Here is a 25,091-nt window from a genome sequence, read left to right on the forward strand (position 1 = left end):
GTCGCTTAAAATTTAAGACCACCTTCCCGGGCGGCGTCGGCTAACACTTTGACTCTTCCGTGATAGAGGTATCCGTTACGGTCGAATGCCACCTGCGCGATACCCTTGGTGGCGGCACGCTCGGCAGCGAGTTTGCCTACGAGACCGGCCACCTGCGATTTGTTCAGGCCCTTGGCCTGCTCGGCCACCTCCTTGTCCAGGGACGAAGCCGCTGCCAGAGTAACACCGTTGACATCATCAATGAACTGCACGTAGATCTGCTTGTTGCTACGGAACACAGTCATGCGAGGCATGGCGGCCGTACCGTTGACAACCTTGCGGATACGGTGCTTGATCCTCTCTCTTCTTTCTATTTTCGTCAATGACATAATTTTACGATTTTACTATTTAGCACCAGCAGATTTACCAGCTTTGCGACGCAGCTGTTCACCCACGAACTTGATACCTTTACCCTTGTAAGGTTCGGGTTTGCGCAGCGAACGGATCTTGGCAGCGACCTGGCCGATCAGCTGTTTGTCCGTACTCTTGAGAGTGACGATCGGGTTTCCCTTCTTCTCCGTCACGGCCGTCACCTGAATTTCAGGAGGCAGCAACAGGTGGATATCGTGCGAATATCCCAGGCTGAGCTCCAGGATTTGACCTTTGGCCTCGGCCTTGAAACCGACACCCACGAGCTCCTGCTGGATCTGGTAGCCTTCCGAAACACCCACGACCATGTTATGGATCAAGGCACGGTAGAGGCCGTGCATCGAACGGTGGCGCGGTTGGTTCGTAGGACGCGTTACTGTCAATACGTTTCCCTCTACGCTAACCGTGATATCCGAGTCCACTTTCTGACTCAGGCTGCCCAGAGGTCCTTTCACGCTAACCACGTTCTCGGGAGAGACGGTCACCGTCACCCCGGCGGGCAGGTTTACAGGTAATTTTCCAATTCTTGACATTATTGATCTTTTTAAGCATTAATAAACATAGCACAATACCTCGCCGCCGACGTTCTCCACGCGCGCCTTCTTGTCGGTCATCACGCCTTTGGAGGTCGAAAGAATGGCGATACCCAGACCGTTGAGCACCTTGGGCATCTGATCGACGCTCGCGTACCGGCGCAGACCGGGACGGCTCACGCGCCGCAGATCCTTGATGGCGTTGGTCTTGGTCTCGGGATGATACTTCAGGGCGATCTTGATCGACGGATGGCCCTTGGCATCGTTTTCAAATTTGTAGGCCAAAATGTAGCCCTGATCGTACAGGATCTTCGTAATCTCCTGCTTGATCTTCGAAGCGGGAGCTTCAACCACTTTGTGGTTGGCTTTCACCGCATTTCTAATCCTCGTTAGAAAATCTGCTATCGGATCAGTCATTTTACTATTAAAAAATTGGTTAATAAAAGTTAAAAACGTGCAAATTTAATCTTTTTATCCCGTTTTCCACGCATTTTTCCCCGTAAAAAGTTCAAATTCGGAATTATGCCGAATCCTGAAGGGCGGTTTACCTCTGCAAACCGTCTCTCAGGACTCGGATAAAGGACCGGAAATTGGACTTTCCCCGTGGCGGAAAAACTACCACGAAGCCTTCTTCACGCCGGGGATCAACCCCTTGGAAGCCATCTCGCGGAACTGAATGCGGCTGATACCGAACAGTCTCATATACCCTTTCGGACGACCGGTCAGTTTGCAGCGGTTGTGCAGACGGATCGGGTTCGAATTGCGGGGCAGTTTGCTGAGGCCCACCTGGTCGCCGGCTTCTTTCAGTGCTGCACGCTTGGCGGCATAGCGCTCCACCAGTTTGAGGCGTTTCGCCTCGCGTGCCTTCATCGATTCCTTAGCCATATCCTAATTGTTCTTTTTAGCGTTTTTGAAAGGGAGTCCGAACTCCTTGAGCAGGGCATAAGCCTCTTCGTCGGTCTTCGCAGTGGTCACGAACGTGATCTCCATACCGAAGATTTTGGTGATCTTGTCGATATCGATCTCCGGGAAGATGATCTGCTCGGCGATACCGAGAGTGTAGTTGCCGCGGCCGTCGAACTTCTCGTTGATACCCTTGAAGTCACGGATACGGGGCAGTGCCACGGCGATCAGCCTTTCGAGGAACTCGTACATCTTGTCCGAACGCAGGGTCACACGCACACCGATGGGCATCCCCTTACGCAACTTGAAGTTCGAAATGTCCTTTTTCGACTTGGTCTGTACAGCTTTCTGACCGGTGATGGTCGTCAGCTCCTGCTGGGCTACTTCGATCAGCTTCTTGTCGGCAACAGCCTGGCCCATACCCTGGTTGATGACGATCTTTTCCAGTTTGGGGCACTGCATCACGCTCGTATAGCCGAACTGTTTCATCAGAGCAGCCTTGATCTGCTCCTTGTACATGGTCTTGAGTGTCGGTTGGTAAGCTGCCATTATTTGATCTCCTCCCCTGACTTTTTAGCGTAACGAACTAATTTTCCTTTGTCATTCGCCTTGCGGCCCACACGAGTCGGTTTGCCCGACTTGGGGTCCAGCGGCTGCAGATTCGAGATGTGTATCGGAGCCTCCTGCTTCACGATACCTCCCTGGGGACTCTTCGAACTGGGCTTGGTGTGTTTCGAAACCATGTTCACTCCCTCGACTATGGCGCGCTGTTTCTCGACATCGATCGAGAGCACCTTACCCTGCTGGCCCTTGCTGTCGCCCGCATTCACGTAAACGGTGTCCCCTTTCTTGATATGTAATTTCACTGACATTGCTTTACTCTTTTTTCAGATTACAATACTTCGGGAGCAAGTGAAATGATCTTCATGTAAGAGTCGCGCAGTTCGCGGGCCACGGGGCCGAAGATACGCGTTCCTCTCATTTCACCCTGATTGTTCAGCAGCACGACGGCATTGTCGTCAAAACGGATGTAACTTCCGTTCGCGCGTCTGATCTCCTTCTTGGTCCTTACCACCACTGCCTTCGAAACGGCTCCCTTCTTCATGTCGCCGGAAGGAGAGGCGCTCTTGACAGAGACAACTATTTTATCGCCGATGGTCGCGTAGCGTTTGCCCGTACCGCCCAACACACGGATGCAGAGAACCTCCTTGGCACCGCTGTTGTCAGCCACAACCATTCTACTTTCTTGCTGTATCATGACTATTTAGCTCTTTCAATGATTTCTACTAATCTCCAACGCTTGGTCTTGCTGAGGGGACGTGTCTCCATGAGTTTGACGGTATCGCCCGGATTGCAGGTGTTTTCGGCGTCCTCGGCCACAAACTTCGTGGTCTTGTTCACGAACTTGCCGTATATCGGATGCTTTACCTTCCTCTTAACGGCAACGACGACGGATTTCTCCATCTTGTTGCTGACAACCACCCCGATTCTCTCTTTTCTAAGATTTCTTTCCATAGTGGTAATTAACTGTTAACGGTTTGCTTTTGGCGCAGGATGGTCAGCATACGTGCAATATCTCTGCGGGCTTTCTTGATGGTACTGGGATTCTCTACCGGCGAAATGGCATGGTTCACCTTCACGCGGACCAGATTAGCCTTCTCGGTCTCGATGCGCTCAACCAGATCGGCTACTGAGAGCTCTTTGATTTCAGCTGTTTTCATGTCGACTTAGATTGAGTTTTCGGTATAATCTCTTCTTACGATGAACTTGGTCGGGATCGGGAGTTTCTGGGCACCCAGTCTCAAGGCCTCCTGAGCCACTGCCAGGGGCACCCCTTCGGCCTCGATCAGGATACGGCCGGGAGTAACGGGAGCCACGAACCCTTCGGGCGAACCTTTACCTTTACCCATACGAACCTCGGCGGGTTTCTTGGTGATCGGTTTGTCCGGGAAGATACGGATCCAAATCTGACCTTCACGTTTCATATGACGCACGATAGCCTGACGTGCAGCTTCTATCTGGCGGCCGGTGATCCAGGTCGAATCCAGAGCCTTGATGCCGAAAGAGCCGAACGCAAGCTGGTTCCCGCGCTGTGCGAGACCTTTCATGCGGCCCTTCTGCATTCTTCTAAATTTGGTCTTTTTTGGCTGTAACATTATATTGTCGCTTTAAAAGGTCCTACACTACTTGTTATTGTTTCTTCTCTTTCTGCCTCCGCCGCGACGGTCACGGTCGCCGCGATCGGCACGGTCGCCGCGGGACGCACCGCCCTGGGCGGACATGTTGGCTACGGGCATCTCGAACAGGTCGCGCTTGCCGTACACCTCGCCGGTGCAGATCCAGACCTTTACGCCCAGAATACCCACCTTCGTCAGAGCTTCGGTAAGACTATAGTCCACATCGGCACGGAAAGTATGCAGCGGAATGCGGCCTTCCTTGTACATCTCGCTGCGGGCCATTTCGGCGCCGCCCACACGGCCGGAAATCTGGATCTTGATGCCCTCGGCCCCCATGCGCATCGTCGAAGCGATAGCGGTCTTCAGAGCACGGCGGTACGAGATGCGGCCTTCGAGCTGACGGGCGATGTTGTTACCCACGATCACGGCGTCGATTTCAGGACGCTTCACCTCGAAGATATTGATCTGAACCTCCTTGCCAGTCAGTTTCTTCAGCTCTTCTTTCAGCTTGTCGACCTCCTGGCCGCCCTTGCCGATGATGATGCCGGGACGGGCGGTGGAGATGGTCACGGTAACCAATTTCAGCGTGCGCTCAATGATGATCTTGGAGATGCTCGCTTTGGCCAGACGGGCGTTCAGATATTTACGGATTTTGGAGTCTTCGACCAGCTTGGCGGAAAAGTCCTTGCCGCCGTACCAGTTCGAATCCCAACCCCGGATAATACCAAGACGGTTTGCTATCGGATTAACTTTCTGTCCCATCTGCTTACTTTTTTTCTTCGGTTACCATTTTGTCAACAACTACCGTCACGTGGTTCGAACGCTTGCGGATACGGTGTGCACGTCCCTGAGGGGCGGGCTGAACCCGTTTGAGCATCCGACCTCCGTCCACGAAAACCTCTTTCACGCACAGAGGAGTATCCTCCAGACGCTGGCCTTCGTTCTTGGCCTCCCAGTTGGCGATGGCAGAACGCAACAGTTTCTCCATTCGGATCGATGCCTCCTTCTTCGAGTAGCGGAGGATACCCAGTGCCCGGTTGATCTCCACACCGCGGATGATGTCGGCTACCAGACGCATTTTCCGGGGAGAGGTCGGGCAATCACGCAGAACAGCGATGGCTTTCTGCTTCTTTTCGGCCTTGAGTTTTTCGGCCATTATGCTTTTTCTTGCACCCATTTCCTACTATTTTTTCTTGTTACCTGCGTGGCCACGGAAGTTACGCGTCGGAGAGAACTCTCCGAGTTTGTGTCCTACCATGTTTTCAGTTACATATACGGGGATGAACTTGTTCCCGTTGTGGACGGCGATGGTCTGTCCCACGAAGTCGGGCGAAATCATGCTCGCGCGCGACCAGGTCTTGATGACAGCCTTTTTCCCGCTCTCATTCTGGGCGATAACTCTCGCTTCGAGTTTCGGCTCAATAAATGGTCCTTTTTTTAATGAACGGCTCATTACGCTACTATTTTAAATTTATTTTTTCCTTCTTGAAATGATGAACTTGGAGGAAGCCTTCTGCGGAGTACGCGTCTTGTAACCTTTAGCCAGAAGACCTTTGCGCGAACGGGGATGTCCTCCCGACGAACGGCCTTCGCCACCACCCATCGGGTGATCGACGGGGTTCATCGTGACACCGCGGTTACGCGGACGGCGACCCAGCCAACGGCTTTTACCGGCCTTGCCGTGCTGCTCGAGGCTGTGGTCCGGATTGGACACGGCACCCACGGTCGCGCGGCAAGTCACCAGCACCATACGGGTCTCTCCCGAAGGAAGTTTGATAATAGCGTATTTACCTTCACGCGCAAGCAACTGTGCGTAGGTACCGGCACTGCGGGCCATCACGGCTCCCTGTCCGGGGTAGAGTTCGATGTTGTGCACGACGGTTCCCAGAGGAATATCGGCGAGGAAGAGGGTGTTTCCGACTTCGGGTGCGGCGCCCTCTCCGCTGCGGACGGTCTGGCCCACCTGCAGCCCGTTGGGGGCGAGGATGTAGCTCTTCTGTCCGTCGGCATACACGATCAGCGCGATACGTGCCGAACGGTTCGGGTCGTACTCGATAGTCTTTACCACGGCAGGCATGTCCTTGCTCCGCTTGAAGTCAACTTCACGGTACATCTGCTTGTGACCGCCGCCGATGTAGCGCATGGTCATCTTACCGGAGTTGTTACGGCCGCCCGTGCTTTTCTTGGGGCTCAGCAACGACTTTTCGGGCTTGCTCGACGTGATGTCGTCGAACGTGCCTACAATCTTATGTCTTGTACCCGGTGTAATGGGTTTGAACTTTCTTACTGCCATCTCTTCTAGATATTACTGTAAAAATCTATCTTATCTCCGTTTTTCAGCGTAACAATCGCCTTTTTGAAGTTGTTCGTACGGCCCACCAGCATACCCGCCTTGGTGTAACGGCTCTTCACCTTACCCATGTAGTTGATGGTGTTGACGTCGGTGACAACCACGTTGTACATCTGCTCGACGGCAGTCTTGACCTGCAATTTGTTCGCTCTGGGATCAACGATAAAACCGTAGCGATTCAGCTTATCGCCCTGAATCGTCATTTTCTCGGTCAATATTGGCTTAATTAGAATTTCCATTTTTGCAGTGTTTACGCTAGCATTTCGTTAATAACATTCACCGAACCCTCGGCCATCAGCACCGTACCGGCATTCATCACGTCGTAGGTGTTCACGTTCTGTGCGACGACCACCTTCACGTTCTGCAGGTTGCGGGTCGAAAGAATCACGTTGTGATCCGACTCGGGCAGCACGAGCAGCATCTTCTTGCCTTCCAGATTCAGGCTTTTGGCCATGGCCAGGAAAGTCTTGGTCTTGGGAGTCTCGATCGAAAAATTCTCCACGACCTTGATCCCCTCATTCTTGGCCTTGTAGGAAAGGGCGCTGCGACGGGCCAGCTGTTTGAGCTTCTTGTTGAGCTTGAAGCTGTAATCGCGGGGTACGGGACCGAACACCCGGCCGCCACCCGGAAACAGAGGCGACTTGATGCTGCCGGCACGGGCACCGCCGGTACCTTTCTGCTTTTTCAGCTTCTTGGTCGATCCGGCCACTTCGTTACGCTGCTTGGACTTGTGCGTTCCCTGACGCTGATTGGCCAGATACTGCTTCACATCGAGGTAGATCGCATGGTCGTTGGGCTCGATACCAAAAACCGCATCGTTCAGGAGGGCCTTTTTACCGGTCTCCTGACCCGAAATATTGTAAATTGCTAATTCCATGTTAGTCTTCGATTATTAAGTACGACCCTTTTGCTCCCGGGATGGAACCTTTCACGAGAAGAAGGTTGTTTTCCGGAATCTTCTTCAGAATCCGCAGGTTGAGCACCTTCACCTGCTCGCCGCCCGTCTGTCCGGGAAGTCTCTTTCCCTTGAACACACGCGAAGGGTAGGACGATGCGCCCAGCGAACCGGGTTTACGCTGACGGTTGTGCTGGCCATGGGTCTGACCGCCGACACCGCCGAAGCCGTGACGTTTCACAACGCCTTGAAATCCTTTACCTTTCGATATCCCCGTTACGTCGACCCAGTCGTCGTCCTCGAAGATGTCCAGGGTAATCACGTCGCCCAGGTTGAGCTCCTTGTCGAAACTCTTGATCTCAACCAGTTTGCGCATGGGGGTAGTGCCGGCCTTCTTGAAGTGGCCTAACAAACTACTGCTGGTGTGCTTCTCCTTCTTTTCGTCATAGGCAATCTGAACCGCGGCATAACCATCTTTTTCCACGGTCTTGATTTGCGTAACCACGCAGGGACCAGCCTCGATAACAGTGCATGGTATATTCTTACCCTCGGCACTGAAAACGGAAGTCATTCCGATTTTTTTTCCAATTAGTCCTGACATTTTTGTCTTAAAAAAATTACTTGTAGTTGTGTGTATCCTTGTTTATCGCATTTCCGTGGCATGTCCGCAGACATACCGTCTTTCCGGAAGAGAGCGGAAGGGGAGGAGATTCCGAATGTCCGCGTATCGCATACGCGCTGTTCGGAATCTCCGGATTCCGGCAACCTCCCGTCATTCCGGGAGAACTCCGTCAGACCTTGATCTCCACCTCTACACCGCTGGGCAGCTCGAGCTTCATCAGAGCGTCGATCGTCTTGGGCGTCGAACTGTAAATGTCCAGAATGCGCTTGAACGTGCAGAGCTGGAACTGCTCGCGGGCCTTCTTGTTCACGAACGTCGAGCGGTTTACGGTAAAGATTTTCTTCTGGGTGGGCAGCGGAATCGGGCCGCTCACCACAGCGCCTGTGGTCTTCACAGTCTTTACGATCTTCTCGGCGGATTTGTCCACCAGATTGTGATCGTACGATTTAAGCTTGATTCTTATTTTCTGGCTCATGATCTGTTTTTATTCTATTGCACCTTTGTTTTTACCGCTGCTCTTCTCGATGATCTCCTTGGCCAGGTTCGCAGGAACCTCCTCGAAATGGGAGAACTCCATCGACGAAGTGGCGCGGCCCGAAGAGATGGTACGCAGCACGGTCACATATCCGAACATCTCCGACAGGGGAACTTTGGCCTTCACCACACGGGCAGTACCTTTGGACTCCATGCCGGCGATCTGTCCGCGGCGTTTGTTCAGGTCGCCGATGATGTCGCCCATGTTCTCCTCGGGAGTAACCACCTCCACGGACATGATAGGCTCCTTGATCACGGGCTTGGCCTTCTGAGCGGCGGCACGGAAACCGTTGCGTGCGCAGATTTCGAACGAAAGCGAGTCAGAGTCCACGGGGTGGAACGAACCGTCGAGCAGGTTCACCTTCATGCTGTCGATCGAGAAACCGGCCAGCGCACCGTTGGCCATGGCCGCCTCGAAACCTTTCTGCACCGAAGGGATATACTCTTTGGGAATATTACCGCCCTTGACGCTGTCAATGAACTCGAGACCCATCTTACCTTCCTCGGCAGGACCGATTTCGAAAATGATGTCGGCGAACTTACCGCGACCACCGGTCTGTTTCTTGAACACTTCGCGGTGCTGAACGGTAGCGGTCAGAGCCTCCTTGTAGTTCACCTGGGGTGCACCCTGGTTAATCTCTACGCCGAATTCGCGTTTCAGACGGTCTACGATAATCTCCAGGTGGAGTTCACCCATACCGCTGATGACGGTCTGTCCGCTGTCCTCGTCGGTCTTTACCGTGAAGGTGGGGTCCTCCTCGGCCAGTTTACCCAGCGCGATACCCAGTTTGTCGAGGTCTTTCTGCGTCTTGGGCTCTACGGCCAGACCGATCACCGGTTCGGGGAAGGTCATCGACTCGAGAGCGATAGGAGCCTTTTCATCGCAGAGGGTATCTCCGGTACGGATCTCCTTGAAACCTACGGCAGCGCAGATGTCTCCGGCGCCGACGGTCTCCATCGGGTTTTGCTTGTTGGCATGCATCTGGTAGATGCGGCTGATACGCTCCTTCTTTCCGGAACGGCTGTTGTGGACGTACGAGCCTGCATCGAGCTTACCCGAATATACACGGACGAAAGCCAGACGCCCCACGAAGGGATCGGTAGCGATCTTGAATGCGAGACCGCAGAAAGGATCGCTCTCCGACGGATGGCGCACGGTCTCCTCGCCCGTTTCGGGGTTGATTCCCACGATCGCCTCCACATCCAGCGGAGAGGGGAGGAATGCCATCACATAGTCCAGCAGAATCTGAACGCCCTTGTTCTTGAACGACGAACCGCAGAGCATCGGCACGATGGCCATCTGGCAGGTCGCCTTACGGATCGCAGCGATCAGTTCGTCGGGAGTGATCGAATCGGGATCTTCGAAGAACTTCTCCATCAGGGCCTCGTCCACCGTGGCCACCTCCTCGATCAGCTTGGCCCGCCACTCGGCGGCTTCGGCCTTCATCTCGGCGGGAATCTCCTCGTAGGTAAAGTTGTCACGGACATTCTTGTCGTCGAAATAGATGATGGCCCTATTATATATAAGGTCTACCAGTCCGACGAACTTGTCCTCGGCACCGATCGGCAGCACCACCGGAACGGCGGTAGCGCCGAGGCGCTCCTTGATCTGGGCACATACACCCAGGAAGTCGGCACCCGTACGGTCCATCTTGTTCACGTAACCGATACGAGGCACCTTGTATTTGTCGGCCTGACGCCAAACGGTCTCCGACTGGGGCTCCACGCCACCCACGGCACAGAACGTAGCGACAGCTCCGTCCAGCACGCGCAGGGCACGCTCCACCTCCACGGTGAAGTCCACGTGTCCCGGGGTGTCGATCAGGTTGATCTGGTAGGTCTGATCCTTGTAGTGCCAGAACGCGGTCGTCGCAGCCGAGGTAATGGTAATACCCCGCTCCTGCTCCTGAACCATCCAGTCCATGGTAGCGGCACCCTCGTGCACCTCGCCGATCTTGTGCGTCTTGCCCGTGTAAAACAGAATACGCTCGGAAGTAGTGGTCTTACCGGCATCAATGTGCGCCATGATACCGATGTTCCGCGTATATTTCAGATCTCTCGTTGCCATATAATCTCCTTCGTCTGTTAGAATCTAAAATGTGCGAACGCCTTGTTGGCCTCGGCCATTCTGTGCATCTCTTCCTTGCGTTTGTATGCGGCGCCCTCCTGATTGTAGGCAGCCATGATTTCGGCCGACAGCTTCTCGGCCATCGAACGACCCGGACGCTTGCGAGAGTAAAGGACAAGGTTTTTCATGGATAATGAAATCTTGCGCTCGGGTCTTACCTCGGTAGGAACCTGGAACGTGGCACCGCCCACACGGCGGGACTTCACTTCGACCTGGGGAGTGATGTTCTCCAGAGCCTGTTTCCAGATTTCAAGAGGAGCCTTCTCTGCATCCTTCATCTTCTCGCCCACGATATCCATGGCATCATAGAAAATCGTGTAGGCAATACTCTTCTTACCATCCAGCATGAGGTTGTTCACGAACCTCGTCACGAGCACGTCTCCGTACTTGGGATCTGGAAGTAGAATTCGCTTTTTAGGCTTTGCTTTTCTCATTTCTTAAAACTTTGCTGATAAAATTTGTGTTTTTCTCTTACTTCTTTGCCGGTGCACCTGCCTTGGGACGCTTGGCTCCGTACTTCGAACGACGCTGACGGCGACCGTCCACGCCTGCGGCATCCAGCGCGCCGCGAACCAGGTGGTATCGAACGCCGGGGAGATCCTTCACACGACCGCCGCGAACCAAAACAATGGAGTGTTCCTGCAGGTTGTGGCCCTCGCCCGGAATGTAGGCATTCACCTCTTTACCGTTGGTCAGACGCACCCTCGCCACCTTACGCATGGCCGAGTTAGGCTTCTTGGGCGTGGTGGTATACACACGCACGCAAACGCCACGTCGTTGCGGACACGCATCCAGCGCAGGAGCCTTGCTGTTGAACTCCAGCTGCACTCTTCCTTTCCGTACTAACTGTTGAATAGTTGGCATTTTACTTACTTTTTGTCCTTTGTGTTAGTTAATTACTGTCGTTTTCATTATCCAAAACGGACTGCAAAGATACGCATAATTTCGATACTACCATATATTTCCTACACTTTTTTTGCTGATTTACGGGGTTTTCGAGGCTTTTCCACAGAAATAACAATCATTAATATTTATAGAATCCGAAATACTATAATATCAGCTTATTAGAAACAGGTCGCCATTCAAATAAACAGATAATAACCAATCTTTTACCATCTATAACAACAGACACCTACGGCATTTTCACATTCTTCGCCATTCCGAACGAACAGCCCGAATGCCAACCGATTGCTTCCGCCATCCGCATCTTCCGGAGCGACCGATTCCGGACATACGGGAAACGGGGATCGTCCTGCCGGAATCCGGCAGGACGATCCCGCCCGGACATGGATTGTTACGGACAGATGACACCCGATAACGAAAAAAGACTTATCTTTGCAAATCAACAGCAAACCATTAAATCCGCGACAGCACCATGGAATATAATTTCAGAGAGATAGAGCCGAAGTGGCAGAAAGAGTGGAAGGAGCGCAAAACCTACCGGGTGGAGATCGACCCTTCACGGCCCAAATTCTACGTACTGGACATGTTCCCCTATCCTTCGGGTGCGGGACTCCACGTCGGGCATCCGCTGGGTTACATCGCCTCCGACATCTACTCCCGCTACAAACGGCTGTGCGGATTCAACGTACTGCATCCGATGGGATACGACGCTTTCGGCCTCCCGGCGGAACAATATGCCATCCAGACCGGCCAGCATCCGGCCGTAACGACCCGGCAGAACATCGAGCGATACCGGGAACAGCTCGACAAAATCGGTTTTTCGTTCGATTGGGACCGCGAAGTGCGTACCTGCGATCCAGGCTATTACAAATGGACGCAGTGGGCTTTCCTGAAGATGTTCGGCCACTATTACGACAATACGACCGGCAGAGCCGAACCGATCGAAAAACTGACCGCCCGTTTCGAAAAACAGGGCACCGAAGGACTCGATGCCGCCTGCACGACCGAGATGCGTTTCTCCGCGGACGAATGGAAAGCCATGGACGAACGGCGGCGTGAAGAGGTGCTCCAGAACTACCGGCTGGCTTTCCGCGCCGATACGATGGTCAACTGGTGTCCGCAGTTGGGCACGGTACTGGCCAACGACGAAGTGAAGGACGGGCTCTCTGTCCGCGGAGGCTATCCTGTCGAGCAGAAGCGAATGAAACAATGGCTGCTCCGTGTAACGGCCTACGCCCAGCGGCTGCTGGAGGGACTGGACCGCCTCGCCTGGAGCGATTCGCTCAAGGAGATCCAGCGGAACTGGATCGGCCGCAGCGAGGGAGCCCAGGTCTTCTTCGACATCCGGGACAGCGATAAAAAACTCGAAATATTCACGACCCGTCCCGACACCATTTTCGGCGTCACGTTCATGGTGATCGCCCCCGAACACGAATGGATCGGAGAACTGACCACACCCGAACACAGGACGGAGATTGAAGAGTATATCGCCCAAACGAAAAAACGATCCGAACGGGAACGCATCGCCGAAACCAAACGGGTCAGCGGAGCCTTCACGGGAAGCTATGCCGTCAACCCATTCACCCTCAAGGAGATTCCGATCTACGTCAGCGACTACGTACTGGCCGGCTACGGTACGGGAGCGATCATGGCGGTTCCGGCCCACGACAGCCGAGACTATGCTTTCGCCCGCCATTTCGGCCTGCCGATCATCCCGGTCGTGGAAGGCGGCGACCTTTCGGTCGAGTCGTACGACGCCAAATCGGGCAAACTGATCAACTCGGATTTCATCGACGGACTCGAAGTAAAGGAGGCGATCCAGATCATGTTCGCCGAAATCGAACGGCGCGGACTGGGCAAAAAACGGATCAACTACCGCCTGCGGGATGCCATTTTCAGCCGCCAGCGCTACTGGGGCGAACCCTTCCCGATCTACTATAAAAATGACATCGCCTATCCGCTGAGCGAAGACAAACTGCCGCTGGAACTGCCCCCCGTCGAGAATTTCGGTCCCACCGAACAGGGAGAGCCGCCGCTGGCCCGCGTACGCAACTGGGCCACGCAGGAAGGTTATCCCTACGAACTGAGCACGATGCCCGGATTCGCCGGCTCGTCGGCCTACTACCTGCGTTACATGGACCCGCACAACGACCGGGCGCTCGTATCGAAAGAGGCGGACGAATACTGGCGCGACGTAGATCTCTACGTGGGCGGTATCGAACACGCCACGGGTCACCTGATGTACTCCCGTTTCTGGAACAAGTTCCTTTTCGACCTGGGATACGTGGCGGAGGACGAACCGTTCAAAAAGCTGGTGAACCAGGGCATGATCCAGGGCCGGTCGAACTTCGTCTACCGCGTGGTGGGCACCAACAAGTTCGTCTCGCTCGGACTCAAAGACCGGTACGAGACACAGGAGATCCACGTGGACGTGAACATCGTGAAGAACGACCTGCTGAATCTCGACGCCTTCCGGGCATGGAGGCCCGAATTCGCCGATGCGGAGTTCATCCTCGAAGACGGGAAATATATCTGCGGCTGGGCCATCGAGAAGATGTCGAAGTCGATGTACAACGTGGTGAATCCCGACTACATCGTGGAGAACTACGGCGCCGACACGCTGCGCATGTACGAAATGTTCCTCGGCCCGCTCGAACAGTCCAAACCGTGGGACACCAACGGCATAGACGGCGTGCACAAGTTCCTGCGCCGTTTCTGGCGTCTTTTCTACAACCGGGACGGGGTTCTGAACCTCTCGGACGAAAAGGCGGCCCCGGCCGAATTGAAGACCCTGCACAAGACGATCAAGAAAGTCCGCGAGGATATCGAAAACTTCTCGTTCAACACGTCGGTGAGCGCCTTCATGATCTGCCTCAACGAACTGGGAGATTGCAACAAGCGCGAAATTCTCGAACCGCTCGCCGTACTGCTTTCCCCCTTCGCTCCGCACATCACGGAAGAGTTGTGGCAGACGGCCCTCGGACACCCGAGAACCATTTTCGACGCCCGTTTCCCCGAATACGACGAGAAATACCTCGTGGAAAACAGCTTCGAATATCCCGTGTCGTTCAACGGCAAGCTCCGCTTCAAGAAGGAGCTTCCGCTGGGCATATCCAACGGAGAGCTCGAAAAACTGGTGCTCGCCGACAGTGCCACAGCCCGCTACCTGGACGGAAAAACACCCCGTAAGGTGATCGTGGTGCCGGGCAAAATCATCAATATCGTGATCTGAGTCACACCTGCACCGCGGCGGGCGGCTTCTCCCCCGCCGCGGGCAGCAAACCTTAAAAACGCTTTTTATGGAGATAGCCGTCATTCTGCTGCTGATTCTGCTCAACGGAGTATTCGCCATGTCGGAGATCGCCCTGATCTCGGCCCGAAAATCCCGGCTGGAGGCTGATGCCCGCGAAGGGAACCGGTCGGCCCGCACGGCGCTCAATCTGGCCCGCAAACCGGATAAATTCCTCTCCACGATCCAGATCGGCATCACTCTGATCGGCATCCTCACAGGTATCTACTCGGGCGACGTACTGGCCCAGGACCTGGGGTCCCTGCTGGCCAGGGCCGGCATACCGGCCGCATGGTCAGTAACGGCCGCCAAGACGGTCATCGTGATCGTCGTCACCTACCTGACCCTCATTTTCGGCGAACTGGTCCCCAAACGGATCGGCATGAGCGCCTCGGAAAAGGCCGCCAAAGCCGTGGCCCGGCCCATGAATCTGCTTTCGGCCGTCGCTTCGCCCTTCGTATGGCTGCTCTCGAAAAGCACTTCGTTCTTTTTCAACATACTGGGCATGAAGGACCAGGAGGAGAAAGTGACCGAGGAGGAGATCAAGGCGATCATCCAGGAAGGCACCGCGGACGGGGAGATTCAGGAGGTGGAACAGGATATCGTGGAACGGGTTTTCGGACTGGGCGACCGTAAGGTGGAGTCGATCATGACCCACCGCAGCGAAATGGTCACGCTCGATGCGGACGCCACGCCGCAGCAGATCACCGACACCGTGCGGCTTCATCCTTTCGACCTCTATCCCGTCACCGAGGGCGGACCGGGCAATATCATCGGAATCGTCCGGCTCAAGGACCTTTTCGGAGAGGTGGAGCGCCCCGGTTTCCGGCTGCGCTCGCTGCTTCGTCCCGCGCATTATTTCCACGAGAATCTGAGCGTCTACAACGCTCTGGAGCAGATGAAAAACGGACGGATCAAATACGGACTGGTCAGTGACGAATTCGGCGACATTCAGGGAATCGTCACCCTGAAAGACATTCTGGAGGGACTGATCGGTTCGATGCCCGAAAAGGACGAGGAACAAGAGATCGTCCAGCGGGAAGACGGTTCGTTCCTGGTGGACGGACAGTGCTCGTTCTACGACTTTCTGGCTTTCTTCGATCTGGAAGAGCTTTTCCCGAAATACGACTACAACACGCTCAGCGGGCTGATCCTCGAAGAACTCGAGCACATACCCCGCACCGGTGAACGCCTCCGGTGGAGGGAATTCGACCTGGAGATCGTCGACATGGACGGGGCCCGCATCGACAAAGTGCTCGTAACGCACCGGCAACAGCCGGACATGTAGCGCAGCGGGAAAGGCCGTCCGGAAAACAGGTCCGGCAAATCCCCCGCAGCCCCCTCCCGCGGGATGCAGGACAGACAACAACATACCCGGTCCCTAAGAAAAACAGCGTGTCCGCCACCCGCAGACACGCCGTTTCCGTATGTTCCGAAAGACTATTTCGTATAGGAAAACTCCTCTCCGTCCTTATAGATGGTCACCATCGGTGTTTCGGAAGGTTCGACCCGGCCGATGATCCGGGCGTCCACACCGAACTCGCGCGAAATTTTCACGATGTCGTTGGCCACCGAAGGATCGACATACAACTCCATGCGGTGTCCCATATTGAAAACGCAGTACATTTCGCTCCACGGCGTCTCGCTCTGCTCCTGAATCGCCTGGAACAGGAACGGAACCTCGAACAGATTGTCCTTGATGACATGCACGTCCTCGATGAAATGCAACACTTTCGTCTGGCCGCCGCCGCTGCAATGCACCATGCCGTGGAGATTGCCCCGGTAATGGCGCAACACCTCCCGGATAATCGGTGCATAGGTCCGCGTGGGAGAAAGCACCAGTTTGCCCATGGTCAGCGTCTGTCCGTCCACTTCGACCTTGTCGGTCAGCCGGTATTTCCCGGTATAGACCAGATCGGAAGGGACTCCGTTGTCGTAGCTCTCCGGATATTTCGACGCCAGATAGTTGGCGAACACGTCGTGACGCGCCGAAGTAAGGCCGTTGCTGCCCATTCCCCCGTTATACTCCGTTTCATAGGTGGCCTGTCCGAAAGAACTCAGCCCCACGATGTAACAACCCGCCTTGATACGGTCGTTCGAAATCACGTCCGAACGCTTCATTCGGGCCGTCACCGTACTGTCCACAATGATCGTTCGCACCAGATCGCCCACGTCGGCCGTCTCACCGCCCGTCGACCATATCTCCACCCCCAAGTCACGCATCGACTGCAGAAACTCCTCCGTACCGTTGATGATCGCCGAGATCACCTCGCCCGGAATCAGCCGCTTGTTGCGCCCGATGGTCGAAGAGAGCAGAATCCCGCTGGTAGCCCCCACGCAGAGCAGATCGTCCGTGTTCATCACGATGGCGTCCTGAGCGACCCCTTTCCACACCGACATGTCGCCCGTCTCCCTCCAGTACATGTAGGCCAGCGACGACTTGGTCCCCGCTCCGTCGGCGTGCATCACCAGACAAGACGCATCGTCTCCCCCGAGCGTATCGGGGATGATCTTGCAGAATGCCTTGGGATAAAGTCCTTTGTCGATCTTCCGGATCGCGTTGTGCACATCCTCCTTGGAGGAGGAGACGCCCCTGCGGGCGTATCTCGATGTCGTTGCCATAATGTTCGGGTATAGCCGGTTGTTTAAATTGCAAAGATACACAAAAGTAGGATAACTGGAAGAATTTTCGAAAATTTCGTTTCTTCGCAATAATTCGGTATTTTTGCATCCGGACATTCATTCACACGCAGAACCCATGGCCTCCGGAGAGAAACAAGAAGCGGTGTTCGACCTGATCAAATCCATGACCAAGGCCGAAAAACGCAATTTCAAGCTCTACGCCACCCGCCTGGCCGGCAACCAGGAGGCCAAATTCATCGCCCTGTTCGACTGCCTCGACACACTGGAGGAATACGACGAGGGGAAAGTGCTCCAGAAATGTCCGGTCAAAAAGGAGCAGCTTCCCAACATGAAGGCCCATCTCTACAAACAGATTCTGGTGAGCCTGCGTCTGCTCGGCGTCCAGCATTCGATGCCGATCCAACTGCGCGAACAGCTCGATTTCGCCCGCATTCTCTACGACAAGGGGCTCTACCGCCAGAGTTCCAAAATTCTGGAAAAGACCCGCGAACAGGCCTCCGCCACCCAGCAGCACACGATCCTGCTGGACGTGATCGACTTCCAGAAACAGATCGAGACGCTGAACGTCTCCCGGGGCATGGCCTCGCTGGCCGAATCGTTCCATCGCCAGACCGCCGACATCTGCCGTCAGATCGAGAACATCAACACCCTCTCCAGCACGGCACTCCAGATATTCTCCCTCTATCAGAAACTGGGATACGTCCGCACGCAGAAAGACCTCGACCTGATCGACCAGTATTTTCGTCCGCGGCTGGCGGTCTACACCGAAAGGTCGCTCTCGTTTCTGGAAAGGTTCTACTATTTCCAGGCCATGGCATGGTTCCACTACATCCGCCACGACTTCGTCCGCTGTTACCTCTATGCCTGCCGCTGGATCGCCCTGTTCGACGCCCACCCCCAGATGAAGCCCCTCATGTACGACAACTACCTGAAAGGATACTCTAGGCTGCTGGAAGGGCTTTTCCTGATGCGCAAATACCACACGCTAGTCGATACGCTGGCCCGTTTCGAGAGAGAATGCCGCGAGATCGGTTCGGTCAACGAAAACGCCGTGGTCATTTCCCGTCAGATCATCTACACGGGCCATATCCACCGCTGTTTCCTCGAAGGAGGTTTCCGGGAGGGCATCCGCCTGGTCGAAGAGGTGGAGACATTCCTCCGCAAACATTCCAAGCACATCAACCTCCACCAGAAGATGCTGATGTACTACAAGATCGCCTGCCTCTATTTCGGGGACGGGAACTATTCCAAGTGCATGGAATACCTGGCAAGGATCACAGGGACGAAAGACCCCCAGATCCGGCGCGACCTCCAATGCTATGCCAAAATCCTCAACCTGATCGCCTCCTACGAGGCCGGCATCGACTACAACCTCGACTATCAGATCCGGTCGGTCTATTCCTTCATCGTCAAGATGAACGACATGCAGGAAGTGCAGCGCGAAATGCTCGCATTCCTCAAAAGGCTGAACTCAATCTACGCACACAACCTGAAAGACGAGCTGCGCGTCCTCTACCAGCGGCTCAAACCGTACGAAAACCATCCTTATGAGCGGAGGACATTCTACTACCTCGACATCCTTTCATGGCTGGAAAGCAAAATCACGGGACGGACGGTGGGGGAGATCATCCGCGAAAAGTTCCGCCGGGAGCAACGGAAACCCCTTGCGGAGAGGGATGTATAAAATTTTTCAAAAAAATTTCCGGATTGACAGATTTTGCCGATTCGAGACCGGACGGTTAGGGATCATAACCCATTTTTTTTCTGTGGCTCCGATTTTTAACCGAATCGGCCGTTGAAATTTCGACATTCCCGACGCCGACGGGCTCCTCAGGCCCGCCCGATTTGTTTTTCTGCGCCGGGAACGATACTTTTGTAAGTCCCGAACGCATCAAACCGAAATAAGACAAGACGAAAATGGAAAAGCAAGCACAGAAGTACGTAGACGAATTCATGGCCAACCTGATGGCGAAAAACCCCGGCGAAAAGGAGTTTCACCAGGCTGTCCGTGAGGTGGTGGAGACCCTTGCGCCCTACATCATCGAAAATCCCCAGCTGCAGAAGATGAAGATCCTGGAGCGTATCGCCGAACCCGAACGCGTGGTGATGTTCCGTGTGCCGTGGCTCAACGACAAGGGCGAAGTGGAGATCAACAAAGGATACCGCATCCAGATGAACAGCGCCATCGGCCCCTACAAGGGAGGCATCCGGTTCCATCCCAGCGTCAACCTCAGCATTCTGAAGTTCCTTGCTTTCGAACAGACCTTCAAGAACAGCCTCACCACACTGCCCATGGGCGGCGGCAAAGGCGGTTCCGACTTCAACCCCAAGGGCAAGTCGGACAACGAGGTGATGAAATTCTGCCAGAGTTTCATGACCGAACTGCAGCGCCACATCGGACAGGATACGGACGTACCGGCCGGCGACATCGGCGTAGGCGGCCGTGAAATCGGGTTCATGTTCGGCCAGTACAAACGCCTTCGTAACGAATTTTCCGGCACCCTGACCGGCAAGGGCCTCGACTGGGGCGGCAGCCCGCTGCGTCCCGAGGCCACGGGTTACGGCACCTGCTACTTTGCCTCGGCCATGCTCGCCACCCGCGGCGAAAGTTTCAAGGGCAAGACCGTAGCGATCTCCGGCTCGGGCAACGTGGCCCAATACGCCACGGAAAAGGCCACCCAACTCGGCGCCAAAGTGGTGACGCTATCCGATTCGAACGGATACATTTACGATCCGAAAGGGATCGACGCCGAAAAACTGGCCTATGTCATGGAACTCAAGAACATCTTCCGCGGCCGGATCAAAGAGTACGCCGAACGTTATCCCGAAGCCCAATATTTCGAAGGCGAACGTCCGTGGAGCGTGAAATGCGACATCGCCATGCCCTGCGCCACCCAGAACGAGCTCAACGGCGAAGAGGCCAAAACGCTGGTGGCCAACGGCTGCATCTGCGTGGCAGAGGGAGCCAACATGCCCTCCACCCCCGAAGCGATCGAGGTGTTCCAGAACGCGAAACTGCTCTACTCTCCGGGCAAGGCATCCAACGCCGGCGGCGTAGCCACTTCCGGACTGGAGATGACACAGAATTCGATCCGTCTGAAATGGACACCCGAAGAGGTGGACGAAAAACTCCGTTCCATCATGGACAACATCCACGCCGCCTGCGTAAAGTACGGCACGGAGCCCGACGGATACGTCAACTACGTGAAGGGAGCCAATATCGCCGGATTCATCAAGGTCGCCAACGCCATGCTGGCACAGGGACTGGTGTAGTCCATCCTGCAAAATAAGGTAAGGAGAGGGGCCGTGGAATCACGGCCCCTCTCCTCTTTTCGACACGCCGGACACAAGTTTTACTCTTTCGCAAAAACCCGGCGGATACCGGATGCCCCGGCTCTTCCGGCCTATCCGACCGGCACGGGGACGACCGGCTGCCGCCGCACCTCATCCAATGGCCGGGACAGGTATTTCACCCGGGAAAAATCTATCGACCGCAGATCGAAACTGCGTATGGCACTGTTGTACATCGTACGGTAATAGATCTTTCCATTCTTCATGTCCGTGGCTGAAGTCCACTGCGTGGCACTCGGAATATCGGCCGGGATTTTCCCCTCGGCGAATTCGACCCCGATCGGAATATCGAAATTATTCAGAATCTGAAAACATTGCAGAACGGCATTCAGAGCCGAATCCGGCTGCGGCGCGGTCGCCTGGTAAAAGGCGGCCCGAACGAAACGCGAGGGCGGAGTGACGTCGCCGGGAATCCCCAGCATGCCGCTCCCAGCCCCGAAAGGGGAGAGCTCCGCCGCCCCCAGCCTGTGCGCCGGAGCCGAGCCGGAATACAGGTTGACATAGTTGTTCAGATTGGTCAACTGCCACTCGAAACCCGGGGAGTTGGTCAGTACGCCGAGCGTATTCTCATAAAAACGGGGACGACCTCCGACGATCTCCAGCACGATCTGGCGACCGGACGCATCGGCGAAACGCCAATGCGCCGTGGAGGCCCGCGGATCGACGGCGACGACATGCACTTTTCCCACTGCCTCCTTCACCTCTTCCACCGTCCGGCAGCCGCCGAGTATCCAGGAAACGAGCTGAAGGTCGGCGATACTGGCCGATCTTTTCGCAGGATCGAACTCTTCATACTGTCCGTATCCGGGGAAATAGAAAAGACCCGCCGAAAGACCCGTCTCGTTCAGTCCCTCAGCCACGAACTCCTCCTGCTCCACGGAGAGTCCGACATAACCGTAACGGGCTGAAAAAAGCATCCCGTCCGTACCGCCGGGCACCATCGACCGCTGCGTGTATCCGCGCGGCACGACGACATACCGGCTGTTCAGATCGCTCCCGCCCCATTCGATGGTGCGGGCTACCACACAGGCTCCGTCTTTCGCCCTGAACGTGATACCGGTACAGGCTCCGGCCGCTCCCGGCCATCCGGCCATCGCAGCGGCTGCCGCCGCAACGAAGCAAAAAAAACCTCTTTTCATCATACGGATATTCTTGATGTTCATGTTCGTTTCGTAAAAATAGGAAGAATATCGGATTACCGCATAAACCGTTCCTTTTTTCACGAAAAAGAACGGGAACGTTCCCGTCCGTCCCCGCGCGTTTACCCTGCATCCGAGACGGGGAAAACGTATCTTTGCCTCCTTTTTTCAGTAACTTTTCGCAAATCAACCGTATTTAGTCGCATTTAGCCGTAATATTATTCCGGATAAAACCTATCTTTGCGGGAAAACTGACAGACTACCCCTTTCCCCGATGAAACGAACCTTTCTCCTGTTACTGTTCACTGTATTGACGTACTCCGCCTCCGCACAAACCGCCACCCTGCGGGGGCGTGTTCTGTCGGCGACGGACAGTACGGCGCTCGCGGGGGCCACGGTCATGACCCCGGGAGGAAGCGTCAACACCATGTGCGACGCGCAGGGCCTCTTTTCGCTGGGGAAAGTCCCCCGTTCGACCCGGACGATCCAGATCGTCTTTCTGGGATATGCCACGGCAGAGATTACGGTCGCCATCAAATCGGCGACGCTCGACCTGGGAAATATCTACCTGAAGGAGAACACCAACCAGATAGATGCCGTCGTAGTGCAGAGCGAAGCTCCGATGTCGATCCAGAAGACGGACACCACCCAGTTCAACGCGGCCGCATTCAAAACCACGCCCGACGCCGATGCTGACGAACTGCTGATGAAGATGCCGGGCGTCGTGATCCAGAACGGCCGGGTGGAGGCGCAGGGCGAACCGATCCGCAAAATCTACGTGGACGGACGGCTCTTCTTCGGCACCGACCCGATGGCAGCACTGAAAAACCTGCCTGCGGACGCCATCGAAAGCATCCAGATTTTCGACGAACAGAGCGAGCAGTCCCGCCTGATCGGATTCGACGACGGCAACAGCCAGAAAGCGATCAACATCGTCACCAAAGCCAAAGACGGGAAAAGCACCCTGTTCAAAGGAGAAGGATCGGGAGGAACCGACCTGGACGACAACAACCGCAAATTCCGCTACCTGACCGGCGGCAACTTTTCCCGGTTCACGCCCGCACAGCGGATTACCGTCACGGCGCTGGCAAACAACGTCAACACCATGAAATTCGGCCAGAACGAACTGGCCGACGAAGTGAAGGTGGACAACAACGGCAACCTGAGAAACCAGCCGATGGGCGTACAGCGCATCACAGGCATCGGTACGAACTACTCGGCCGAAACGAAAAAAATCCGCTTTTCGGGCAACTATTTCTACGACAACAACCGCAACGAGTTGGAAAACCTCAGTGAAAACGACTATTTTCCCGATCCTCGAGGCCTTTTCCAGAGCAAACACGTCACGAACCGCAACAATTCCCTCACCACCAACCACAACAACCGTCTTAACTTCCGGCTGGAGTGGAGGATCAACGCCAACAACACCTTCATCCTTTCGCCGCGGATCAACATCCAGAAAAACAACCGCATGGAACAGGGCCGGTCGCTCACCCTGCAAAGCAAGGAGTCCGGTCTCCCGCTCGACTCGGCCAACCGCAACACCACCGATTACCTGACCGACAATTTCAACTATTCGATCGCGGGCAACGCGACCTTCGCCCACCGGTTCCCCTCGAAAAAAGGCCGTTCCATCTCGGCCAACCTCACCTACAACTTCAGCAACCGGAGCCAGGACCGTCTGCAGCACGACCTGGAGCGGGCCAGCTACAAAAAGAACAAACAGAACGAATATTACTGGGCCCCGAGCAGCAACCCGATCGATCGTCTGACCGACCAGGTCACCACGAGCAACCTGCTCCGGCTACGGCTCACCTACGCGGAACCGTTCGCCAAACGGCACCGCATCCTCTTCAACTATGTGATGAGCCGGGACTGGGGAGCCACCGACAAACAGGCATACAGCAACCGCTACAAAAAGGAGCCGGAACACATTCCCGAATACAGCATCCGGGACTCCTCCCAGTGCAACAGCATGAACCGCGATTACAGCACGTTCGGAGGCGGATTCGGGTACGCCTATTACAGCAAGAAATACACGCTGAACACCTCGGTCGATTTCCAGAGCATCCGCCAGCAGCGGGAGGAGATCGAACCCCGGCCCGACAAAAGGAGCCAGTCGTTTTTCGACGTCCAGCCCACGCTGACGTTCCGCTATTCGCTGGAGAAAAGCCGCTACCTGAAGATACAGTACAGAGGACGCACCGTTCTGCCGCGCATCGACCAGATGCAGAATTACGTCAACAACAACTCGCCCACCAACGTCCGGGTCGGAAATCCCGATCTGAAAGAGGGTTACCAGCACACGCTGGACATCTTCTACAACGGCTCGAATGTCCGTAAGTCGAGAAACCTCACCATCACGATCAACGCCATGACCCGCTCCAACATCGTGGCCAACAGCACGGAGGTGATGCCCCGCGACACGCTGATCTATCCTTCGGCCGAAAAAACGCCCGGCACCGGGGTCATGGTAGAGGAAGGTGCGTTCGTCCGCCGCTACGTGAACCTGAACGGATACGTGGCCATCCGCACCTCGGGCACGTACAGCATGGCCGTGAAGCCCATCCGCAGCAACGTCAACCTCTCGATGAACTACAACTTCATCCGCACCCCCTCCGTCTACACCTACCTCAACTACGCGAACATCCATTCGGGCGGAGTACGCGTCGGCATCACCAGCAATATTTCGGAGAACGTGGATTTCAACTTCTACTCCAACACGGTCTTCAACTACACCCGCAACTCGGCCAAGGACAACGTGTCGTTTCTCAACCAGAACCTCTACTACTCGATGAGCGTCATCCTGCCGCTCGGGTTCACGTTCAACACGCTGGCCACCTGGAAATACTACACCAGCTCCAGTTCGACCGACTTCACCAGTTCGTTTTTCCTGCTCGACGTAGGGATCGGCAAGAAGGTGTTCCGCCACCGGAACGGCGAATTCCGCATCACGGCTTTCGACCTGCTGAACCAGAACCGCAACCTGCTGCACTACGTCTACGACGATCGCGTGAACGACGTGCGGACCAACACGCTGGGCCGCTACATTCTCGCCCGGTTCTCCTATCGCTTCAACTCCATGGTACACGGGAAGAAACGGGCACCGAAACTCCCGGCCGGAGAAAATTTTCAGGAGATCGACCTGAAGGATTTGAAAAAAATGAGTAATTTGCCGAAAAATTCGTCCGGAAAACCTGCGAAAAAGTGATTCCG

At 55.2% G+C, this 25,091-nt stretch carries 28 protein-coding genes; 5 read left to right on the top strand and 23 right to left on the bottom strand.

Going from position 1 to position 25,091, the window contains the following annotated elements; all coding sequences use genetic code 11:
- Positions 1-5: 5 nt before the first annotated feature.
- The 21 genes from rplR to rpsL all read right to left on the bottom strand — a co-directional run bounded on the left by rplR (position 6) and on the right by rpsL (position 11,414).
- Entirely contained in the window at positions 6-368 is a 363-nt protein-coding gene (rplR, locus tag INF32_RS10430; protein ID WP_226388342.1) for a 50S ribosomal protein L18, read from the bottom strand.
- Positions 369-383: 15 nt separating this feature from the next.
- A complete protein-coding gene (rplF, locus tag INF32_RS10435; protein WP_226388343.1) occupies positions 384-941 on the bottom strand; it encodes a 50S ribosomal protein L6 in 558 nt (185 codons plus the stop codon).
- Between the two features lie 18 nt (positions 942-959).
- Entirely contained in the window at positions 960-1,358 is a 399-nt protein-coding gene (rpsH, locus tag INF32_RS10440) for a 30S ribosomal protein S8 (RefSeq protein WP_226388344.1), read from the bottom strand.
- A gap of 198 nt (positions 1,359-1,556) precedes the next feature.
- Entirely contained in the window at positions 1,557-1,826 is a 270-nt protein-coding gene (gene rpsN, locus INF32_RS10445) for a 30S ribosomal protein S14 (RefSeq protein WP_226388345.1), read from the bottom strand.
- A 3-nt stretch (positions 1,827-1,829) separates the two neighbouring features.
- Positions 1,830-2,393 (bottom strand): 50S ribosomal protein L5, encoded by a 564-nt coding sequence (gene rplE, locus INF32_RS10450; protein WP_226388346.1) that lies wholly within the window; start codon positions 2,391-2,393, stop codon positions 1,830-1,832.
- Positions 2,393-2,716 (bottom strand): 50S ribosomal protein L24, encoded by a 324-nt coding sequence (rplX, locus tag INF32_RS10455; RefSeq protein WP_226388347.1) that lies wholly within the window; start codon positions 2,714-2,716, stop codon positions 2,393-2,395. The genes rplE and rplX overlap by 1 nt, the downstream gene beginning before the upstream one ends.
- Positions 2,717-2,736: 20 nt before the next feature.
- A complete protein-coding gene (gene rplN / locus INF32_RS10460) occupies positions 2,737-3,102 on the bottom strand; it encodes a 50S ribosomal protein L14 (protein WP_226388348.1) in 366 nt (121 codons plus the stop codon).
- A gap of 2 nt (positions 3,103-3,104) precedes the next feature.
- Positions 3,105-3,359, bottom strand: a complete 255-nt coding sequence (gene rpsQ / locus INF32_RS10465; protein ID WP_226388349.1) for a 30S ribosomal protein S17 — start codon at positions 3,357-3,359, stop codon at positions 3,105-3,107.
- A gap of 8 nt (positions 3,360-3,367) precedes the next feature.
- Positions 3,368-3,565: a 50S ribosomal protein L29 gene (gene rpmC / locus INF32_RS10470; RefSeq protein WP_226388350.1), complete on the bottom strand. Its 198-nt coding sequence runs from the start codon at positions 3,563-3,565 to the stop codon at positions 3,368-3,370.
- A gap of 6 nt (positions 3,566-3,571) precedes the next feature.
- Positions 3,572-4,000: a 50S ribosomal protein L16 gene (gene rplP, locus INF32_RS10475; RefSeq protein ID WP_226388351.1), complete on the bottom strand. Its 429-nt coding sequence runs from the start codon at positions 3,998-4,000 to the stop codon at positions 3,572-3,574.
- Positions 4,001-4,027: 27 nt separating this feature from the next.
- Positions 4,028-4,783 carry a 30S ribosomal protein S3 gene (rpsC, locus tag INF32_RS10480; protein WP_226388352.1) on the bottom strand — a complete coding sequence of 252 codons (756 nt, stop codon included), beginning with the start codon at positions 4,781-4,783 and terminating at the stop codon, positions 4,028-4,030.
- Positions 4,784-4,787: 4 nt separating this feature from the next.
- A complete protein-coding gene (gene rplV, locus INF32_RS10485) occupies positions 4,788-5,198 on the bottom strand; it encodes a 50S ribosomal protein L22 (protein ID WP_226388353.1) in 411 nt (136 codons plus the stop codon).
- 6 nt (positions 5,199-5,204) lie between these two features.
- A complete protein-coding gene (rpsS, locus tag INF32_RS10490; RefSeq protein ID WP_226388354.1) occupies positions 5,205-5,474 on the bottom strand; it encodes a 30S ribosomal protein S19 in 270 nt (89 codons plus the stop codon).
- Between the two features lie 18 nt (positions 5,475-5,492).
- A complete protein-coding gene (gene rplB / locus INF32_RS10495; RefSeq protein WP_226388355.1) occupies positions 5,493-6,314 on the bottom strand; it encodes a 50S ribosomal protein L2 in 822 nt (273 codons plus the stop codon).
- Positions 6,315-6,319: 5 nt separating this feature from the next.
- Entirely contained in the window at positions 6,320-6,610 is a 291-nt protein-coding gene (rplW, locus tag INF32_RS10500) for a 50S ribosomal protein L23 (RefSeq protein ID WP_226388356.1), read from the bottom strand.
- An 11-nt stretch (positions 6,611-6,621) separates the two neighbouring features.
- Entirely contained in the window at positions 6,622-7,248 is a 627-nt protein-coding gene (gene rplD / locus INF32_RS10505) for a 50S ribosomal protein L4 (RefSeq protein ID WP_226388357.1), read from the bottom strand.
- A gap of 1 nt (position 7,249) precedes the next feature.
- Positions 7,250-7,867, bottom strand: a complete 618-nt coding sequence (gene rplC / locus INF32_RS10510) for a 50S ribosomal protein L3 (protein ID WP_226388358.1) — start codon at positions 7,865-7,867, stop codon at positions 7,250-7,252.
- Positions 7,868-8,057: 190 nt separating this feature from the next.
- The gene (gene rpsJ, locus INF32_RS10515) at positions 8,058-8,363 is read right to left on the bottom strand and encodes a 30S ribosomal protein S10 (protein ID WP_226388359.1); all 306 of its coding nucleotides are present in this window, start codon (positions 8,361-8,363) and stop codon (positions 8,058-8,060) included.
- A 9-nt stretch (positions 8,364-8,372) separates the two neighbouring features.
- Positions 8,373-10,490, bottom strand: a complete 2,118-nt coding sequence (gene fusA / locus INF32_RS10520; protein WP_226388360.1) for an elongation factor G — start codon at positions 10,488-10,490, stop codon at positions 8,373-8,375.
- A gap of 17 nt (positions 10,491-10,507) precedes the next feature.
- Positions 10,508-10,984 (bottom strand): 30S ribosomal protein S7, encoded by a 477-nt coding sequence (gene rpsG, locus INF32_RS10525; RefSeq protein ID WP_226388361.1) that lies wholly within the window; start codon positions 10,982-10,984, stop codon positions 10,508-10,510.
- Positions 10,985-11,021: 37 nt separating this feature from the next.
- The gene (gene rpsL / locus INF32_RS10530) at positions 11,022-11,414 is read right to left on the bottom strand and encodes a 30S ribosomal protein S12 (protein WP_226388362.1); all 393 of its coding nucleotides are present in this window, start codon (positions 11,412-11,414) and stop codon (positions 11,022-11,024) included.
- Between the two features lie 511 nt (positions 11,415-11,925).
- Here rpsL and leuS point away from each other — a divergent pair.
- Positions 11,926-14,685: a leucine--tRNA ligase gene (gene leuS / locus INF32_RS10535; RefSeq protein WP_226388363.1), complete on the top strand. Its 2,760-nt coding sequence runs from the start codon at positions 11,926-11,928 to the stop codon at positions 14,683-14,685.
- A 67-nt stretch (positions 14,686-14,752) separates the two neighbouring features.
- A complete protein-coding gene (locus INF32_RS10540) occupies positions 14,753-16,030 on the top strand; it encodes a hemolysin family protein (RefSeq protein WP_226388364.1) in 1,278 nt (425 codons plus the stop codon).
- Between the two features lie 152 nt (positions 16,031-16,182).
- On the opposite strand, the gene INF32_RS10545 is transcribed toward INF32_RS10540, so the two are convergent.
- Complete coding sequence (locus INF32_RS10545; RefSeq protein ID WP_226388365.1) at positions 16,183-17,364, bottom strand: AIR synthase related protein; 1,182 nt, start codon at positions 17,362-17,364, stop codon at positions 16,183-16,185.
- A 163-nt stretch (positions 17,365-17,527) separates the two neighbouring features.
- On the opposite strand from INF32_RS10545, the gene INF32_RS10550 reads away from it, so the two are divergent.
- Together INF32_RS10550 and gdhA are read left to right on the top strand one after the other, a co-directional pair.
- Entirely contained in the window at positions 17,528-19,069 is a 1,542-nt protein-coding gene (locus tag INF32_RS10550; protein ID WP_226388366.1) for a hypothetical protein, read from the top strand.
- Positions 19,070-19,302: 233 nt separating this feature from the next.
- A complete protein-coding gene (gene gdhA / locus INF32_RS10555; RefSeq protein WP_226388367.1) occupies positions 19,303-20,658 on the top strand; it encodes an NADP-specific glutamate dehydrogenase in 1,356 nt (451 codons plus the stop codon).
- A 131-nt stretch (positions 20,659-20,789) separates the two neighbouring features.
- On the opposite strand, the gene INF32_RS10560 is transcribed toward gdhA, so the two are convergent.
- A complete protein-coding gene (locus INF32_RS10560) occupies positions 20,790-21,878 on the bottom strand; it encodes a linear amide C-N hydrolase (RefSeq protein WP_394368337.1) in 1,089 nt (362 codons plus the stop codon).
- A 271-nt stretch (positions 21,879-22,149) separates the two neighbouring features.
- Between INF32_RS10560 and INF32_RS10565 the strand changes: the two genes are divergently transcribed.
- On the top strand, positions 22,150-25,086 hold the full coding sequence (locus INF32_RS10565) for a TonB-dependent receptor (RefSeq protein ID WP_226388368.1): 2,937 nt from the start codon (positions 22,150-22,152) through the stop codon (positions 25,084-25,086).
- Positions 25,087-25,091 lie beyond the last annotated feature (5 nt).

Source organism: Gallalistipes aquisgranensis (assembly GCF_014982715.1).
GTDB lineage: Bacteria > Bacteroidota > Bacteroidia > Bacteroidales > Rikenellaceae > Gallalistipes > Gallalistipes aquisgranensis.